This window comes from Pseudomonas sp. F01002 (genome assembly GCF_004402115.1).
Classification (GTDB): Bacteria; Pseudomonadota; Gammaproteobacteria; order Pseudomonadales; family Pseudomonadaceae; genus Aquipseudomonas; species Aquipseudomonas frigoris.
Window position 1 is genome coordinate 29,776 of record NZ_SOPU01000006.1, and the last position, 17,761, is coordinate 47,536.

At 60.5% G+C, this 17,761-nt stretch carries 17 protein-coding genes; 11 read left to right on the top strand and 6 right to left on the bottom strand.

The features are described from left to right. Positions 1-80 precede the first annotated feature (80 nt). Positions 81-515 carry a rhodanese-like domain-containing protein gene (locus E3W21_RS04950; RefSeq protein WP_134418659.1) on the bottom strand — a complete coding sequence of 145 codons (435 nt, stop codon included), beginning with the start codon at positions 513-515 and terminating at the stop codon, positions 81-83. 101 nt (positions 516-616) lie between these two features. Here E3W21_RS04950 and ftrA point away from each other — a divergent pair, with 101 nt between their 5' ends. Continuing rightward, entirely contained in the window at positions 617-1,591 is a 975-nt protein-coding gene (ftrA, locus tag E3W21_RS04955) for a transcriptional regulator FtrA (RefSeq protein ID WP_134418660.1), read from the top strand. Between the two features lie 124 nt (positions 1,592-1,715). Here ftrA and cobF read toward each other — a convergent pair whose 3' ends face one another. Continuing rightward, positions 1,716-2,471, bottom strand: coding sequence for a precorrin-6A synthase (deacetylating) (cobF, locus tag E3W21_RS04960; RefSeq protein WP_134418661.1), 756 nt, complete (start codon positions 2,469-2,471; stop codon positions 1,716-1,718). Next, positions 2,471-3,043 carry a histidine phosphatase family protein gene (locus E3W21_RS04965; RefSeq protein WP_134418662.1) on the bottom strand — a complete coding sequence of 191 codons (573 nt, stop codon included), beginning with the start codon at positions 3,041-3,043 and terminating at the stop codon, positions 2,471-2,473. Before E3W21_RS04965 ends, cobF begins: the two co-directional genes overlap by 1 nt. A 341-nt stretch (positions 3,044-3,384) precedes the next feature. Between E3W21_RS04965 and E3W21_RS04970 the strand changes: the two genes are divergently transcribed. From E3W21_RS04970 to E3W21_RS05005, 8 genes are all read left to right on the top strand, one after another. After that, a complete protein-coding gene (locus E3W21_RS04970; protein WP_134418663.1) occupies positions 3,385-4,239 on the top strand; it encodes a MurR/RpiR family transcriptional regulator in 855 nt (284 codons plus the stop codon). Positions 4,240-4,241: 2 nt separating this feature from the next. Then, on the top strand, positions 4,242-4,886 hold the full coding sequence (locus E3W21_RS04975) for an isochorismatase family cysteine hydrolase (protein WP_129443315.1): 645 nt from the start codon (positions 4,242-4,244) through the stop codon (positions 4,884-4,886). Further along, a complete protein-coding gene (locus E3W21_RS04980; RefSeq protein WP_134418664.1) occupies positions 4,883-6,214 on the top strand; it encodes a glutamine synthetase family protein in 1,332 nt (443 codons plus the stop codon). Before E3W21_RS04975 ends, E3W21_RS04980 begins: the two co-directional genes overlap by 4 nt. After that, entirely contained in the window at positions 6,198-6,950 is a 753-nt protein-coding gene (locus E3W21_RS04985) for an N-formylglutamate amidohydrolase (protein ID WP_134418665.1), read from the top strand. The genes E3W21_RS04980 and E3W21_RS04985 overlap by 17 nt, the downstream gene beginning before the upstream one ends. Before the next feature lie 57 nt (positions 6,951-7,007). After that, complete coding sequence (locus tag E3W21_RS04990) at positions 7,008-8,357, top strand: APC family permease (RefSeq protein ID WP_134418666.1); 1,350 nt, start codon at positions 7,008-7,010, stop codon at positions 8,355-8,357. Between the two features lie 119 nt (positions 8,358-8,476). Beyond that, on the top strand, positions 8,477-9,493 hold the full coding sequence (locus E3W21_RS04995) for an arginine N-succinyltransferase (RefSeq protein ID WP_134418667.1): 1,017 nt from the start codon (positions 8,477-8,479) through the stop codon (positions 9,491-9,493). A gap of 61 nt (positions 9,494-9,554) precedes the next feature. Next, positions 9,555-10,589, top strand: coding sequence for an arginine N-succinyltransferase (gene astA, locus E3W21_RS05000; protein ID WP_134418668.1), 1,035 nt, complete (start codon positions 9,555-9,557; stop codon positions 10,587-10,589). A gap of 130 nt (positions 10,590-10,719) precedes the next feature. Continuing rightward, positions 10,720-11,589 (top strand): oxaloacetate decarboxylase, encoded by an 870-nt coding sequence (locus E3W21_RS05005; protein ID WP_134418669.1) that lies wholly within the window; start codon positions 10,720-10,722, stop codon positions 11,587-11,589. Between the two features lie 98 nt (positions 11,590-11,687). Here E3W21_RS05005 and E3W21_RS05010 read toward each other — a convergent pair whose 3' ends face one another. The 3 genes from E3W21_RS05010 to E3W21_RS05020 form a co-directional block, all read right to left on the bottom strand. Continuing rightward, on the bottom strand, positions 11,688-11,990 hold the full coding sequence (locus E3W21_RS05010; RefSeq protein ID WP_129443301.1) for a hypothetical protein: 303 nt from the start codon (positions 11,988-11,990) through the stop codon (positions 11,688-11,690). A 348-nt stretch (positions 11,991-12,338) separates the two neighbouring features. Next, the gene (locus E3W21_RS05015; protein WP_134418670.1) at positions 12,339-13,586 is read right to left on the bottom strand and encodes a M20/M25/M40 family metallo-hydrolase; all 1,248 of its coding nucleotides are present in this window, start codon (positions 13,584-13,586) and stop codon (positions 12,339-12,341) included. 234 nt (positions 13,587-13,820) lie between these two features. Then, entirely contained in the window at positions 13,821-14,894 is a 1,074-nt protein-coding gene (locus E3W21_RS05020; protein WP_134418671.1) for a diguanylate cyclase, read from the bottom strand. A 193-nt stretch (positions 14,895-15,087) separates the two neighbouring features. Here E3W21_RS05020 and E3W21_RS05025 point away from each other — a divergent pair, with 193 nt between their 5' ends. Together E3W21_RS05025 and E3W21_RS05030 are read left to right on the top strand one after the other, a co-directional pair. Next, positions 15,088-16,542 carry an NAD(P)/FAD-dependent oxidoreductase gene (locus tag E3W21_RS05025; protein ID WP_134418672.1) on the top strand — a complete coding sequence of 485 codons (1,455 nt, stop codon included), beginning with the start codon at positions 15,088-15,090 and terminating at the stop codon, positions 16,540-16,542. Positions 16,543-16,564: 22 nt separating this feature from the next. Further along, positions 16,565-17,506 carry an alpha/beta fold hydrolase gene (locus E3W21_RS05030; protein ID WP_129443293.1) on the top strand — a complete coding sequence of 314 codons (942 nt, stop codon included), beginning with the start codon at positions 16,565-16,567 and terminating at the stop codon, positions 17,504-17,506. The last annotated feature ends 255 nt before the right edge of the window (positions 17,507-17,761 follow it).

The window sequence follows — 17,761 nt, forward strand, 5'->3', positions numbered from 1 at the left end:
CACTCGACAGCTCCTCCAGGGGATCGCGTAGACCTGTAGGAGCTGTCGAGTGAAACGAGGCTGCGATCTTTTCGACTACATCAACATTCGCAACCGATCACGGTGCTGGCAGGCCGTTGCACCGCAACACTCAACTCAAACCCTTCATCCAGCCACCCGGTCACCCCGCCGATCATTTCCTTGACCGGGTAACCCAGCGCCGCCAGTTTCACGGCAGCCTTGTTGGCACCGTTGCAGTGGGGCCCGGCGCAATACACCACGAACACGCTGGTTTTCGGGTAGGCCGCCAGACTTTCAGCGGTCAGCAGTCGCCCCGGAATATTGATCGCTCCCGGCACATGGCCACGCTCGAACGCGAGCGGGCCGCGCACGTCCACCAGGACAAAATCCACTTCGCAGGCCTGTTGGCTGCCGTGGACGTCGGAACAGTCGGTTTCGAAGGTCAGACGGTTGCTGAAATGCATCAGGGCGATGGCCGATGGGGCGGCGGGAATCTCGCGGACCAGGCTGGTCATGGGCTGTACTCCAAAGTCTCGGTGGGTGTGAGAAGACTTTATCCGCCCGACGCTTGCGGCTACAGTGGCGCACAAGACACTCACCGGGAACTTTCCGCCAAATGCAGCCCACCCCTGGATTGGTCACAATTCTGGCCTACGACGGCCTCTGTACATTCGAATTCGGCATCGCTGTGGAGATCTTCGGCCTGGCACGGCCGGAGTTCGACTTCCCTTGGTACGAGCACCGGATCGCCGCCGTCGATCAAGGCCCAATGCGCGCCATGGGCGGCATTCAGGTGCTGGCCGATGGCGGCATGGAACTGCTCGAGGACGCCCGGACCATCATCATTCCCGGCTGGCGTGATCGCAGCGCCCCAGTGCCTGAGGCATTGATCGCGGCCCTGCGCCAGGCCCATGCGCGGGGTGCGCGGCTGCTGTCGATCTGCTCGGGCGTGTTCGTGCTGGCGGCCACCGGTTTGCTCGACGGTCGCGGCGCCACCACGCACTGGCGCTACACCGCTGAGTTGGCCGAGCGTTTTCCGAACATTCTGGTCGATCCGGACGTGCTCTATGTCGATTCAGGTCAACTGATCACCTCGGCCGGCAGCGCTGCCGGTATCGATGCCTGCCTGCACTTGGTGGCGCGGGACTTCGGCACGCAGGTGGCCAATTCGGTGGCGCGACGGCTGGTGATGTCGCCACAACGCACCGGCGGCCAGGCGCAGTTCATTCCGACACCGGTCAGTCCTACGCCGCGTAGCGATTTGTCGCGCGTCATGCAATGGGCACGCGAGCGTTTGCATGAACCGCTGGAGGTTCGCGAGCTGGCGAGTGAGGCGGCCATGAGTGAACGGACGTTTCTGCGCCGCTTCACTGAAGCCACCGGCATGCCGCCCAAAGCCTGGTTACAGCACGAACGCCTGGGCCGGGCCCGCGAGCTGCTTGAGAGTACGAGCCAGAACACCGACCAGATTGCCCAACGCTGCGGTTATCGCTCGGTGGAGAGTTTTCGGGTGGCGTTTCGCGGCGTGGTAGGGGTGCCGCCGTCGGTGTATCGGGAGCGGTTTGGGCGGGAGGTTAAAGCAATAATTTGAGGTGTTCTTTAGAGCCTCATCGCGAGCAAGCTCGCTCCCACAGTTGACCGAGTTGTCTGGACGGACGTCGCTCTATGTGGGAGCGAGCTTGCTCGCGATGAGGCCAGCCCAGACACTGGTTATCTCAAGGCTTGCGCAGCAGATACGTATCCATAATCCACCCATTCTCCAACCGAGCAGCCTTGCGCACCCGTTCGATCTCATCCGCCACATCCTTGAGCTTGCCGCTGATCAGGATTTCATCCGGCGTCCCCAGGTAGGCCCCCCAGTAAATCTCCGTCTCCTGGTCCGCCACTCGATGGTAGGAATCTTCTGCATCCAGCATCACCACCAGGCTGTCGGCATCGCTCACCTGCCCCGCCGCCAGCCGCCGGCCGGTGGTGATTTCAATCGAGCGGCCAATGCTGTTCAGTGGCACTTTATGCTGCGCCGCCAGCGCCTGGACACTGGTGATACCGGGGATCACTTCGAACTCGAAGACGCCCCGGCCTGAGGCCAGAATCGCCTGCAAGATCCGGATGGTGCTGTCGTACAACGCCGGGTCGCCCCAGACCAGAAAACCGGCGCACTGGTCGTCGGTCATTTCCTCGTTGATCAACCGTTCGAAGGTCTGCTGTTTGGCCAGGTTCAGGTCTTCCACGCTGGCCCTGTAGTCCACATCACCGCGTTCGCGCTCAGGGCTGTGGGCTTCAATGAAACGGTAGTCGCGATCGGTGATGTAGCGCTCGCAGATCTCGCGGCGCAGGTCGATCAGTTTGTCTTTGCTCTGGCCCTTGTCCATGAGGAAAAACACGTCGACGAGGTTCAGCGCTTTCACGGCTTGCATCGTGATGTAGTCGGGGTTGCCGGCACCGACGCCAATGACCAGAAGTTTTTTCATCAACGTGTTCCCTCAAGGTCCGTGCCCAGCAAGCGTAGGCGCCAGCGGCCGTTGAACCGCAACTCGATGGCCGACAGCGGTTCAACGTCGATCAGGTTGAACGCCGCGCCTTGCAGCACCTGCGTCAGCGCGGCGCGCATGACAAATGGATGGGTGATGGCAACGATGTGCCCCGGTGTTGCCTCCAGCGTTTTCAGCCAAGCGGCCACCCGCTCACCGAGTTGCACCACCGACTCGCCACCGTGGGGCGCGGAATTCGGGTCATCGAGCCAGATCTGCAGCGCTTCGGCTGCGGATTTCTGCAGATCATCGATCCGCGCACCTTTCCAGATCCCGAAATCGCAATCCCTCAATGCCTCGACAATCTCCACTTCGCTGCCGAACAACTCGGCGGTTTGCCGGGTTCGCAGTTCAGGTCCACACACCAGTCGCGGCGTCCCCTTGAACTGAGCACGACGCGATCCCCTTGCCAATTGCCAATCCATCTCTATTGGCTCATTCGTAGGAAAACACGCCAATTTCTGTGCGACGGTTCGAGCGTGGCACATCAGGGTCAAACGGGTCGCCTGCACGAAGGATCACTCTGTCGATGGAATGGAAAACGGCAACACACCGCAAACAATTGCCCAATTGTGCCGCAAGAAGCGCGATCCAGGGCGTTTCGTTTGATCCAGCAAATATGGGTTCTAACTCACACACACCTGAAAAAATCGGCGATATCCGACACCACTATGGGCGATGGCCTACAAGCTCAGTCGACTTCCATGTAGCCCACGGCTCACGGGGTTTTCGCTCTATTTTTGGGCTTTAAAAAACCATTGAAAAATTCACTAGACATGTAGAGTCCGCTACATAAATACTGTTTTAGCAATTTATGAAATGAAACCAACATATCCATCCAGCAGGAGCCCGGATGCCTTCTCTCAGAGACCTGATCACCGATCCCGGCCTGGAACTTACGCCGTCGGAACGCAAAGTCATCCGTGCCTTGCTGGACCAGTATCCGCGTAACGGACTGGGCCCGATGTCACGTTTGGCCGAACATGCCGGTGTCAGCGATCCCACCATCGTGCGACTGGTCAAAAAACTGGGTTTCAGCGGTTATGCCGATTTCCAGGATGCCCTGCTCAGCGACATGGACCACCGCCTCCGCTCCCCCAGCGCCCTGTTGCAGCCTCGCTCTCATCTTCAGAAAGGCGACGCCTGGAGCCATTATCTGGCGGACAGCCATCGAGCGCTGGCGGACACCCATGCACTGACCCAGCCCGAAGATGTGCGGATTCTGGTGGAATGGCTGCTCGACACCCGCCATCACGTGCACTGCTTCGGGGGGCGCTTCAGCAGTTTCCTCGCCAATTACTTGCTTAACCACCTGCGCCTGCTGCGTCCAGGCTGTTTCGCCCTGGAAGACAACGCGCAACTGCCCGATCGATTGTTCGACGTGCAGCGTCAGGACGTGGTGCTGGTGTTCGACTATCGCCGCTACCAGTCACAGGCCCTGCGCGTGGCCAATGCGGCGAAAAGTCGATATGCACGCGTAGTGTTGTTTACCGACATCTATGCTTCACCGTTGCGGGAAATGGCCGACCTGATTATCAGTGCGCCGGTGGAGTCGGTATCGGCCTTCGACACCCTGGTTCCGGCGCTGGCCCAGGTCGAGGCGCTGATTGCCTGCCTGACCTTGCGCAGCCCGGATCTGGCCGATCGCCTGGAAGGCATCGACGCCCTGCGGACCGACTTCGACACCCACCTGCTGGAGGATAAATAAGGATGTTCACGCTCCCCCACCACTCCCCTCGGGATTTGCCATTCGTCACCGATCACACCGCGCTGTTGCTGGTGGACATGCAACGCGCCTGGCTTGAACCGCAGTTCGACCCGCACCTCAACGGACCGGACGCCGAGTACTTCCTGACCCGCACCCACATGCAGGTGGTGCCCAATCAACGCCGGCTGCTCAGCGCCTTTCGCAGCGCCCGGCAAAACGTGCTGCACACGATCATCGAAAGCCTCACCGCCGACGGCCGCGACCGCTCACTGGACCACAAACTCTCGGACATGCACTTGCCCAAGGGCAGCCCGCAAGCGCGGATCATCGACGACCTGACCCCGGCAGAAAACGAAATCGTGCTGCCCAAGACCTCGTCCGGGGTCTTCAACTCCACCCACATCGACTACGTGCTGCGTAACCTCGGGACGCGGCATCTGATCATCGCCGGCATCGTCACCGACCAGTGCGTGGACATGGCCGTGCGTGACGCCGCGGACCGCGGCTACCTGGTAACGCTGGTGGAAGATGCCTGCGCGACTTACACACCCGCGCGGCATCAGGCCTGCCTGAATGCAATCAAGGGTTACTGCTGGATCACCGACACCCAGACTGTGCTCGGCCGGTTGCAGGAGATGCAGCCATGAGCGAGCGCCTGTTGCCACTGCCCATGACCACCCTCGTCACCACCGACCTGATCGGCGTGACACGCGGACGCTCCTTTCCCACGGACGAGCTCGAGCACTATCAAAGGACAGGTTGTGGCTGGGTGCCTGCCAACAGCGCGCTGACCCCGCAAGACATCATCGCCTACGCCAACCCGTGGGGCGCTTATGGCGATTTGCGGCTGATGCCCGATCCGGCCAGCCGAGTGACGGTCAGTAACGGCCCGGATGCCAACGCTCCGGCGCTGGATTTTATTCACAGTGACATTCGCGAAACCGATGGCCGCCCGTGGGGTGCCTGCCCGCGTACGGTGTTGCGCAATGAGGTAGAGCGTTATCGCGCCGAGTTGGGCTTGCAGGTCAATGCGGCGTTCGAGCATGAATTCAACTTGAACACCGGCGACGTTGAACACCTGGCGTTTTCTCTGCAAGCCCAGCGTCAGGGTGCCGAGTTTGGCGGTTGGCTGCTCAGCGCCCTGCGTGCCGGTGGCGTCGAGCCGGAAATGTTCCTGCCCGAGTACGGTAAGCATCAATACGAAATCACCTGTCGCCCGACCCTGGGTGTGGCCGCTGCCGATCGCGCGGTGAACGTTCGTGAAATCACTCGCGAGATCGCCCGGCAAATGGGCCTGGAGTTGAGCTTCGCGCCCAAGACCTCGGAGCATGCGGTGTGCAACGGTGTGCACCTGCACGTCAGCCTGCTGGACCTGGCTGGCCAACCGGTGATGTACGACGCCGGCACCACCAATGGCTTGTCGACCCTCGGCCAGCACTGGGCCGCCGGCATCCTGCATCACCTGCCCGCGCTCTGTGCGTTTACCGCACCGACGCCGGTATCCTACGAGCGCTTGCAGCCTCATCACTGGAGCGCGTCCTACGCGTGCCTCGGGCAACGCAACCGCGAAGCGGCGCTGCGAATCTGCCCGACGACAAGCCTGGGCGGCAAATCGGTGGCGTCGCAATACAACCTGGAATTTCGCGCCATGGACGCCACGTCCTCACCGCACCTGGCCATGGCCGCCGTACTGATTGCCGGTCGACTGGGCATCGAACAACGCCTGGCCTTGAACGCAATCACCGATGAAGTCCCCGACTCCCTGAACGAAGAACAACGCCAGGCGCGCGGCATCGTCGCCCTGCCCGCTTCCCTTGCCCAGGCCCTGGACTGCCTGCGCAACAGCGAGGCACTGATTGAAGCCCTGCCGAGCGCGTTGCTGGACACCTACTTCGCCCTTAAAACCGAGGAACTGACGCTGACGGAACAGCTGTCGCCCGCCGAACGCTGTGAGCACTATGCGCGCCTGTACTGAATCTGCTGAGCTCGGTCTATACACCGAGCCCGCGTACACCCTGAGCCGGGAAGACTCCGGCCACCCGTTGATTCTGGTCTGCGAGCACGCCAGCCGTTTTATTCCGGCCGGGTTAAATGACCTGGGCCTGAGTCACGAGGCGGCCCGCGAGCACATCGCCTGGGACATCGGCGCCCTGGCGCTGGCCGAGGGCTTGTCCCAGGCACTGGGCGCAACCTTGTTGGCGGCCAATTATTCGCGACTGTTGGTCGACCTCAACCGACCGCGCCAAGCGCCGGACAGCATTCCGGCGCAGAGCGAGATTTATCAGGTACCAGGAAATCGGGATCTGGACGAAGCCACCCGCGAGTACCGTCGGCAAACCCTGTTCGAGCCGTTTCACTCGCGTCTGACAGACTTGATCGACGAACGTGTCGCTCAAGGCCGGCCGGTGCGGGTGGTGGGGGTTCACAGTTTCACGCCGGTCTATCACGGCCAACCCCGCGCGCTTGAAGTTGGCGTGTTGTATAGAGAGGCCAAGGAATATGCCCAGCGTTTGATCGATGGCTTGAGCCAGCACCCATTGAAAGTTGCCGGTAATGAGCCGTACAAAATCAACCCGCTGGGCGACATGACCGTGCCGGTCCACGGCGATGCACGCGGCCTGGAATCGGTGTTGATCGAGGTGCGCAACGACCTGCTGCGCACGCCTGAAGACGTCAGTCGCTTTACCGAATACCTGGCACCGCTGTTGTAAAGGAATCGCTTCAAACTCGCAGCTTGCAGCTGCTTTCATCCCAAGGAGAAAGGCTTCATGGAAATAGAAGAGTTCGGCTACAAGCAAGAGTTGAAACGCAGCCTGTCGCTGACCGACCTGGTGGTGTACGGGATGATCTTCATGATCCCCATCGCACCGTTTGGTGTTTATGGCTACGTCAACGCCGAGGCACCGGGGCTGGTACCGCTGGCCTACATCATCGGCATGGTGGCGATGCTCTTCACTGCCCTGAGTTACGGCAGCATGGCTCGGGCCTTTCCGATTGCCGGTTCGGTTTACTCCTACGCGCAACGGGGCCTGAACCAGCACGTAGGGTTTATCGCCGGTTGGCTGATGCTCCTCGATTACCTGCTGATTCCGCCGCTGCTGTATGTGTACGCGGCCATGGCCCTGAATCATTTGTACCCGGACATTCCGAAGGTCGGTTTCATCCTGGCCTTCCTGGTCAGCGCGACGTTCGTCAACTTGCGGGGCATCACCTTCACCGCGCGAATGAACATCATCTTTCTGCTGGCGCAACTGGTGGTGCTGGGGATCTTCCTGTTTTACGCCTGGAACGCGCTGCACAGTGGCGGCGGTAACGGTCAGCTGACACTGGCTCCGTTGTACAACCCCGAGACGTTCAACTTCGCCCTGCTGATGCAAGCGGTGTCGATTGCAGTGCTGTCGTTCCTCGGTTTCGATGCGATTTCCACCCTTGCCGAAGAGATCAAGGGTGACCCGGGCCGCAGCGTCGGCAAGGCCGCGCTGATCACGCTGATGGTCATGGGGGTGATCTTCGTCGTGCAGACCTGGATTGCGACAGATCTGGCGGCCGGCATGGGTTTCAAATCGGCTGACACGGCGTTTTATGAAATCGCTGAACTCGCAGCCGGCAGCTGGCTGGCAACCCTGACCGCCGTGGCTACTGCGCTGGCCTGGGGTGTTGCGGTGGCAATCACCTCCCAAGCGGCAGTGTCTCGTCTGCTGTTCGGCATGGCCCGGGACGGCAAGCTGCCAAAGGTACTGGCCAAGGTTCACCCCAAACACAACACGCCGTATGTGAGCATCTACCTGGTGGCCGTGCTGTCGCTGGTGATCTGCTACCTGTTCATCAACTCGGTGGACACCCTCACCTCGCTGGTGAATTTCGGCGCACTGAGCGGTTTCATGTTGCTGCACCTGACGGTCATCAACTACTACTGGCGTCGGCAGAAATCCGGCCAGGTGATCCGTCACCTGATCTGCCCGGCGATCGGCTTCATCATCGTCGCGGCGATCATGTACAACATGGGCGTCGATGCACAGAAACTCGGTCTGATCTGGATTGCCCTGGGCCTGGTCTACCTGTTTGTACTCAACAAGGTGGGCACCCGCACGGTACTGCCCGACCCAAGCAACGGCTGACAAGAAAAAGAGCGGCGTCTGACAAAAAATCAGGCGACCGCCGATTTAACGCGTGGAAACCGACAGTGATAGTCAGGTTCGGTGCCAACCGCCGAACCCTTTGATACAGGAGTGCATCCATGCTGGTCTTACGCCCAGTCGAGTTAACCGACCTGCCCCAGTTGCAGCAACTGGCGCGCGACAGTCTGGTAGGCGTCACGTCCTTGCCGGACGACACCGAATGCCTGCGCGAGAAGATTCTCGATTCCTGCGCCTCATTCGAAAAAGACGTTGAGGGTCATGGCCCGGAGAACTACTTCTTCGTGCTGGAAGATCTGACCCGAGAGCGTTTGGTGGGTTGCTCGGAGATCCTTGCCACCGCCGGTTTCAGCGAGCCGTTCTACAGCCTGCGCAACCGGCATTTCACCAGCGCCTCACGGGAGCTGAACATCGAGCATGGCGTGCCGGCGCTGTCGTTGTGTCACGACCTCAGCGGCCATACCTTGCTGCGAGGTTTTCATATTGACGCAGCGCTGGTGCGCACACGGTTCTCAGAACTGCTGTCCCGGGCGCGGTTATTGTTCATCGCCGCCCACTCGCGGCGCTTTGCCGAAGCCGTCATCACCGAGATCGTCGGCTTCAGCAGCGATGAAGGGCACTCACCGTTCTGGGATGCCGTGGGCAAGCACTTCTTCGACCTGCCCTACGCCGAGGCCGAGCGGCTTTGCGGCCTGGAAAGCCGAACCTTCCTCGCCGAACTGATGCCTCAATACCCAATCTACGTGCCGATGCTGCCCCAGGCTGCACAGGACTGCATCGGCCGCATCCACCCCGATGGCCAGGAAGCCTTCGATATCCTCGAACGCGAAGGCTTCGAAACCAACAGCTATATCGACCTGTTCGACGGCGGTCCGACGCTGTATGCACGCACTCCCGGCATCCGCTCCATCGCCCAGAGCCAGACCGGCACGGCGGAACCGGGCTCGCAGATCGATGCCCGTGGCAGCTATCTGGTGAGCAACGATTCGCTGAAGGACTATCGCGCCATCGTCGCCGATCTGGATTACCAGGCCGGGCAACCTGTGGGGTTGAGCGCCGAGATGTGCGCCGCCCTGAACGTGACCGAAGGCAGCCCGATCCGGCTGATCGCCCTGTGAGCATCACCCGGCCCCGCGCCCAACGACAGCGCCCGAGCGGGCGTGCAGAAGGAGTTGCATCATGATTGTCCGCCCGGTTCACGTCACCGACCTGCCCGCCTTGCTGAACCTGGTGCACCAGGCTGGCCCCGGCTTCACCACCCTGCCGGCCAACGAGGAACGCCTGAGCCACCGGGTGCGCTGGGCCCAACGAACCTTCGCCGAACAGGTCGAACGCGCCGATGCCGATTACCTCTTCGTACTCGAAGACGACGATCAGCAACTGGTGGGCGTCAGTGCCCTGGTGGGCGCCGTGGGCCTGCGCGAGCCCTGGTACAACTACCGGGTCGGGCTCACGGTCAGTTCGTCACCGGACCTGGGTATCCGGCGACAGATTCCGACGTTGTTCCTGAACAATGAAATGACCGGCCAATCGGAGATTTGCTCGCTGTTTCTGCGACCCGATCAACGCCAGGGCAGTAACGGTCGATTGCTGTCGTTGGGGCGTTTGTTGTTTGTGGCCGAATTTCCGCACCTGTTCGGCGATAAACTCATCGCCGAACTGCGTGGCAGCGCCGACGAACATGGCTGTTCACCGTTCTGGGACAGCCTGGGCCGGCACTTCTTCAAGATGGACTTCAGCCACGCCGATCACTTGTCGGGGCTGGGCAGCAAGTCGTTCATCGCTGAACTGATGCCACGCCAACCGCTCTACACCTGCCTGCTTACCGAACAGGCCCAGGCCGTGATCGGCAAGGCGCACCCGAACACGGAACCGGCGCTGAAAATCCTCACCGCCGAAGGGTTTGCCCATAAGGGTTACATCGACATCTTCGACGCCGGCCCGGTGATCGAAGCCCCGGTCTCGAATATCCGCGCCGTGCGCGACAGCCAACCGCTGCTGCTGGCCATCGGCACGCCCGACGAGCAGGCCCCGGTGTGGCTGATCCACAACCGTCGCCTGGAAAACTGCCGCATCACCGCCGCCCAGGCCAGGCAGGTGGGCAACAGCCTGATCGTCGACCGCCTCACCGCCAAACGCCTGCAACTGCAACCCGGCAACTCGGTACGCGCCGTGCCGCTGCTCAATCAACAACAGCAGTCGGTGGCGGCGTGACCGACGGTGGTCCGTCCGCCTCTGCAAATTCGTCATCATCCTTCCCCCGCTCGCGTGATAGCCTTTTGTTCCTTCGGCGTTGACACTTTTGCTCAAGCCCTTCCATTCCCATTGCAGTGGTGGAACTCATATGTCCAGGCTTTCTCATCAAGATTTACGCCGTAACTTTCGCGAGCTGTTCGCCTCCAACGCCTGCTATCACACGGCGTCGGTCTTCGACCCGATGTCGGCCCGCATTGCCGCTGACCTGGGTTTTGAAGTGGGGATCCTGGGCGGTTCAGTCGCATCGTTGCAGGTACTGGGCGCCCCCGACTTTGCCTTGATCACCCTCAGCGAGTTTGCCGAGCAGGCCACTCGCATTGGCCGTGTCGCCCAATTGCCGGTCATCGCCGACGCCGACCACGGCTACGGCAACGCGCTCAACGTCATGCGCACCATCGTCGAACTCGAACGTGCCGGTGTGGCCGCCCTGACCATCGAAGACACGCTCCTGCCCGCCCAGTTCGGCCGCAAGTCCACTGACCTGATCGGGGTGGCGGAAGGCGTCGGCAAGATTCGTGCGGCACTGGAAGCACGGGTCGATTCGGAAATGGCAATCATCGCCCGCACCAACGCCGGGATCCTGCCGGTGCAGGAAGTCATCAGCCGTACCTGTCATTACCAGCAGGCCGGTGCGGACGGGATTTGCATGGTGGGCGTGCGGGACTTCGACCACCTCGAACAAATCGCCGAGCACCTGAGCGTGCCGCTGATGCTGGTCACCTACGGCAATCCGCTGCTGCGCGACGATAAACGCCTGGCCAAACTGGGTGTGCGCGTCACCATCGATGGTCACGGCGCCTACTTCGCCGCGATCAAGGCCACGTATGACAGCCTGCGGGAACAGCGGCAGATCTTTACTCAGGCGTCGGACCTGAGCGCTACCGAACTGACCCATACTTATACGCAGCCTGAGGAGTACATCCGTTGGGCGGAAGAGTTTATGAGCGTCAAGGAGTAACCGATTCCACCGAAAAGATCGCAGCCTTCGGCAGCTCCTACAGGGTGTACGCCATCTCAATGTAGGAGCTGCCGCAGGCTGCGATCTTTTGATCTTGCCTACACCGCGGCTTTGAACTCCACCTCCCGCTGCAACGCCCGCGCCTGAACCACATCCAGCATCGCGCAGCCTTCGCGCATCAGCAGATGAACCGCCCGGGTAACGCGCATCAGATCGCAATCGGAAATGTCTTTGAGGTTCAGGCTGGACAAGGTGTCCGCCAGATCGCGAACCACGGTGAAGCGATGCGCAGCGCAAGCGGCGATGTCGCTGAGTTCTTTGTGAGTGTTGATGAAGAGCACCGGGGTTTCGGCGTCGTAGGTGTCGATGGGGAGGTAACGGGGCATGACTTGGTCGAACATGGGTGTAACTCCAAATAGAGCAACCACCGTTCGCGGCCAAGCGAATTAGGTGGCAGCTGTGTGCGGGTTGGCCGACCGGCACACCCTAAATCCGGCACACCCGAGGGTGTCCCGCGCACAGCTGCCATAACACGATGTTCAGACATAAAAAGGTCTAAACAATGACGCTGATGCGTTTGGGGTGACCGACCGGCCAAGGTCGTTCGCGGTGTTTTCCGCGAGCCCGAACTATAGGGGTCGATGCCGAAACGCGGCAACAGGGTACGTTGTAGGAAACGTCTTGGAAAGTTGTGCGCCACAAGTTGATCGTTCCCACACGGTGTGGGAACGATTGGCAAGCTGTGCGGCTTATTTCTTGGTGAGTTCCATAATCATCCGCGACAACAGATAAATCCGCGGTGCCACACTCTCAACCTCCGCGTATTCCTCCGGCGTATGAATATTCCCGCCAACAATCCCGAACCCATCCAGCGTCGGCGTACCCACACCCGCGGACAGGCTGGCATCCGCCGCCCCACCGCTACCCTCTTCCGTCAACTTGCGCCCAATCTCCCCGTAAATCCCCTGAGCCATGGCCATCAACCGATCCGATTCCGGCGTTTGCGGCATCGGCGGCAATCCGCGCTGCAGTGTGGTGGTGACTTCGGTGTCAGCAATCAGCTTGTCTTTCGAAACCCGCGCCAGGTCCTTTTCGATCCGGTCAAACTCTTCCGGCACCGCTGCCCGCACGTCTGCCTTGGCGGTGGCTTGATCCGGAATCACGTTGGTGCGGTCGCCAGCCTTGAGCACGGTGAAGTTGATGGTGGTTTTCTTCTCCGCATCGCCCAGTTTGCCGAGCTGCAAAATCTGGTGCGCCGCTTCCATGGCGGCGTTGCGTCCCAGCTCCGGCGCGACACCGGCATGAGCCGCCTTACCCTTGACCTCGACCACCGCGGTGGCACTGCCTTTGCGCCACACCACCAGGCCATCCGCCGGGCGGCCGGGTTCGAGGTTGAGGGTGACGTCGTGGGCCTTGGCGGTTTTCTTGATCAGGTCGGTGGCGATGTCCGAGCCGGTTTCTTCGCTGGCGTCGAGCAGGAAGGTGATTTGCGCGTAGTCCTTGAAGTCGAGGTTTTTCAGGACTTTCAGCGCGTAGATCCCGGCAACGATGCCGCCCTTGTCGTCCATCACGCCCGGCCCGTAGGCGCGACCGTCCTTGATGTGGAACGGACGCTCGGCGGCCGAACCTTCCTTGAAGACGGTGTCCATGTGCGCCATCAGCAGGATTTTCGCTTTGCCGGTGCCTTTCAGGGTCGCGATCACATGGCTGCTTTTGTCCGGTGTATTGGGCACAAGCTCGATGGTCGCCCCGAGTTTTTTCAGTTCGTCGATGGCGATGTCGCTGACTTTGGTCAGGCCCGGTTCATAACCTGAACCGGAGTCGATGTTCACCAAACGTTCCAGTAACTTCAGTGCTTCGCCCTTGTACTGTTCGGAATCGGCGAGGACTTGCTTGTGCGGTTCGGCGGAAACTGCGGGAGCGAAAGCGCCGAGGGCGAGGGCGAGGGTCAGGCCAAGGCTGGTGGCCAGTAGGGAGCGAGGGAGATTGAACGTCATGAATCGATCCTTGTTTCGTGTCGGGGGTGAAAAACACCCTACCTGACTACGGCGCAAGGCTCTAGACCCGATGCGACACTGAGCGTTCGGCTTTGGACCGAGTTGAAGCCATCGCGAGCAAGCTCGCTCCCACAGTGATCCGGGTGATCGCAAAATGTGGGCAGCACCCAGATCCCCTGTGGGAGCGAGCTTGCTCGCGATGGCGGAATGTCAGGCGACATTACTGGTGATGGATCACACCGAATCAAGTAATTCGTGACGCGGTTCGCCATCGCCACAACAGATGACGCGGTTGCGACCGGTAGCTTTGGCTTCGTAGAGCGCCTGGTCGGCGTCGTTGAGCCACAGGGTCGCGTCGGTGTGGGCCGGGTTGAAGGCGGCCAGGCCGATGCTCAGGCTGACTGTCAGCGCCGGGCTCTGCTCATAACCCAAGGTGGCGAAGCGATCACGCAGGGCATCCATCACGGCCGCAGCGCTCGTGAGCGGAAGGTCCGGGAGGATCACGCAGAACTCGTCGCCACCGTAGCGCCCGGCAACATCCGCCGCGCGCAAGTTCTGCTTGAGCATTTTGCTCAACTGACGCAGGACGATGTCCCCGGCAACGTGGCCGTAGGTGTCGTTTATGGATTTGAAATGATCGATGTCGATCAGCGCAATCGCCCCGCCCTGCTGCTGACGTTTGCAACGCTGGAGTTCGACTTCCAGTTGATCCTTCCAGGCGCCGTGGTTCAGCAGGCCGGTGAGGCTGTCGGTGCGGCTCAGGGCCAGCAATTCACGCTTTTGTCGGCCGAGGGTGTGGGCCTGGCGGAAGCAGATCCAGCCCAATGCCAGCGGATACAAACACATCAAGGGCAAACAGGCATACATCTGCACTTGGCTGGTTTGCGGGATGAAGGCGGGGGAGAAAATCAGCAGTCCGACGCCTATCCCGAGAATCTGCGCCACGGTTCCCGCCAACAGGAAACGCAAACCGCCAATGGCCACATTGTTCATCGCCATCATGGACAGGGTCGTCGCGCCGGGCAGCGGATTGAACTGCATGGCAGCGACCCAAAAGCCGCCGAGAAAGGCGTCCACCAGCAGGTTGCGGTGTTCAGCGTGATAAGGCACTTGCGCGCGGCGCGCCCATTGATAAGCCAGGTGCGGCCAGAGTACGGCGTTGAGCAGCATCGCCACCCAGACCCACGGTGCAGGGTTGAGTGGATACATCGCCGCGCTCACGAGCAACAGCCCCAAAGCTAATCCCAGGATTCGCGATGTATAAAGCCTCCTGGCCAGTGAAAGTCCTTTTCCTCCCGTTTTTCCCATAGGAGCCTCTGCGCCACAGAACGGAACCTGAAAACACTAGGGTTTCAAGTGTGGTGAGAGTCTATCAGGGTAACGTCAAATAGCCATCACCGGCTGGCGGTCTGAATACCCAGGCATAGCCATGAGGCGAGCGCCCAATGTTTGGCTATACATGAAAGGAGGGTTCGATCAATAACGATAAAAAAGGAGGCCCATGCAGACCTTTCAAGTGTTGATCATCGGCAGCGGTTTTGGCGGCCAGTGCGCGGCGATCAATTTGCTCCAGGCAGGCATCAGCGATTTCTGCCTGCTGGAACGGCGGGACTTTTTCGGCGGCACCTGGTGCCAAAACACCTACCCTGGTGCCGCGGTCGACGTGCCCTCGCCGCTCTATTCGCTGTCCTTCGCGCCCTACCGCTGGACGCAAATGTTCGCCGAGCAGGCCGAACTGCACCACTACACCCAGTACGTGGTGGAGCACTTCGGCCTGCGAGACAAGGTGGAACTGCAGGCTAATGTCGAGCGCATCGAATGGGACGATGACGGCAAACGCTGGGCGGTGCACACCGCCAGCAAAGGCACGTTCCATGCGCAGTTCCTGATCAACGCCACCGGGCCGTTGAGCCAACCCGTGATTCCACACTTCGAGGGCCAGGAGCGGTTTCAGGGCAAGACTTTTCACACCAACAACTGGGATCACACCTACGATTACCGGCAAAAACGCGTGGCCATCGTTGGCAGCGGCGCCAGCGCGGCCCAGGTGATTCCGACGATTGCCCCGGACGTCGAGCATCTGCATGTGTTCCAGCGCACGCCTCACTGGGTATTGCCTCGGGCCGACCGTGCCTTTGGGCCATTCCAGCGTTGGTTACTGGGGCTCAAACCGGCCTACAAACTGTTGCGCTGGATGATCTACTGGCTGTTCGAAACCCGGGTGATTGCCTTCAAGTATTCGAAACCAGCGATCCGCTTGGTCCAGCAACACGCCCTGCGCTTCCTCAAACGGCAAGTGCCCGACCCCCAATTACGGCAAAAACTGACACCCGACTACGTCATCGGCTGCAAACGGGTGATCATCTCAAGCACCCTGTACCCGGCGCTGGGTCGCAGCAATGTGAGCCTGCACAGCCGCGAGCAAGGCATCGCCGCCATCGATGAAACCGGCATCGTCACCCAGGACGGCCAACACATCGACCTGGACCTGATCGTCTGGTCCACCGGTTACGACGCCACCGACGGGGTGATTTCCTACCCGGTCACCGGCAAAAACGGCACACAACTCAAAGATTTCTGGGCCCAGTATCCGCGGGCCTATCTCGGCACCAGCCTGCCGGACTTCCCCAACCTGTTTATCGTCACCGGCCCCAACACGGGCATTGGCCACACCTCGGCGCTGTTCATCATCGAGTCCCAGATGAATTACATTCTCGATTGCATCCGCACGTTAAAAGAACACGGTTTGCGCAGCATCGAAGTACGCCCCGAAGCAGAACGTACCTACACTGAAATGATCCACCGGGAGATGGAACGCACCGTCTGGAAGTCCGGGGGCTGCCACAGTTGGTATCAAAGCAAGAGCGGTCATGTGATTGCGATGTTTCCGGGCTTCAGTTTCAGCTATCACCGGTTGACCAGGGCGCTGAAACCCGCCGATCACATTCTGTCCTGATCACGTAAAAGGAAGATGCCTGATGCTTTTGTTGGTTGTCGCAATCGCAGTTTTCGCGGCCTGGAGCTGGTTGAGTTACCCGGCCATCGGTTATTGGCTCTATGACTTGGACATGTCGATAGAGGCCAAGCTGTATGGACTGCACAAAATTGTCGTGCCGATCGCCGAAATGACCGTCTCGACCTGGCAAGGCGGGCCGTACGAAGCGTCCAGCAGCGTGCTGATGCTCCACGGCTACAGCGCCGACAAAAACATCTGGCTGCGTTTTGCCCGGCACTTTGTCGGCAACTATCGGGTGATCATCCCCGACATCGCCGGCCATGGCGAAACCGGCTTCAAGGCGGGCGGCGGCTACGACATTCCTTTGCAGGCCAAGCGGATGATCCAGTTGCTCGATGTCTGCGGCGTCGAGAAAGTCCACGTGATCGGCAACTCGATGGGCGGCTACATGGCAGCGTGGCTGGCGGCCACGTACCCGGATCGCATCGTTTCGGTGGCCCTGATCGACCCGGCAGGTGTCACCGCCCCCGAAGCCAGCGACCTGGAGCGGCATTTGGCCAAGGGCCACAACCCGTTCCTGATTCACTCAAGGGAAGAATTCCAGCGTTTCTACGCCATGACCATGGCCGAACCGCCGTGGGTACCCAAGGTGGTGCTGGACGCCATCGCGCAACGCTATGAACAGAGTCGCGATGAGCTGGAAGAAATCTTCAACGACTTCCGTGCCAGCCCGCCGATGGAGCCGAAACTGCCCGACATCAAGTGCCAGGCGCTGTTGCTGTGGGGACACAAGGACCGCTTGATCGATGTCAGCAGCGTGGCGATCTGGAGCAAAGGCATCGCCGATCTGCGAGTGGAAGTCTGGGACCACACCGGCCATATGCCGATGGTGGAACAACCGACGAACACGGCGCGGTTGTATCGGGAGTTTTTGGCATCGCTGCGCTCGGAACTTCCGGTGTAGCAGCTGCCGAGCCTGCGAGGCTGCNGTTCGGCTGCGCAGCAGTCGCAAACCCTGTATGCACGTTCCTTCTGACACACCACAGTGGCTGATTTCACGACTGCTTCGCAGCCGAACGCAGCCTCGCAGGCTCGGCAGCTGCTACAACAAGCAGTCCTTTGCAGAATGAAGTTCGTAAGATTCTTCGTTTGTCAGCGCCGCGCAAGGCTGCGATCTTTTCCCGCATCCTTTACGTCACCGCGCCAGGAATTCTTTCAT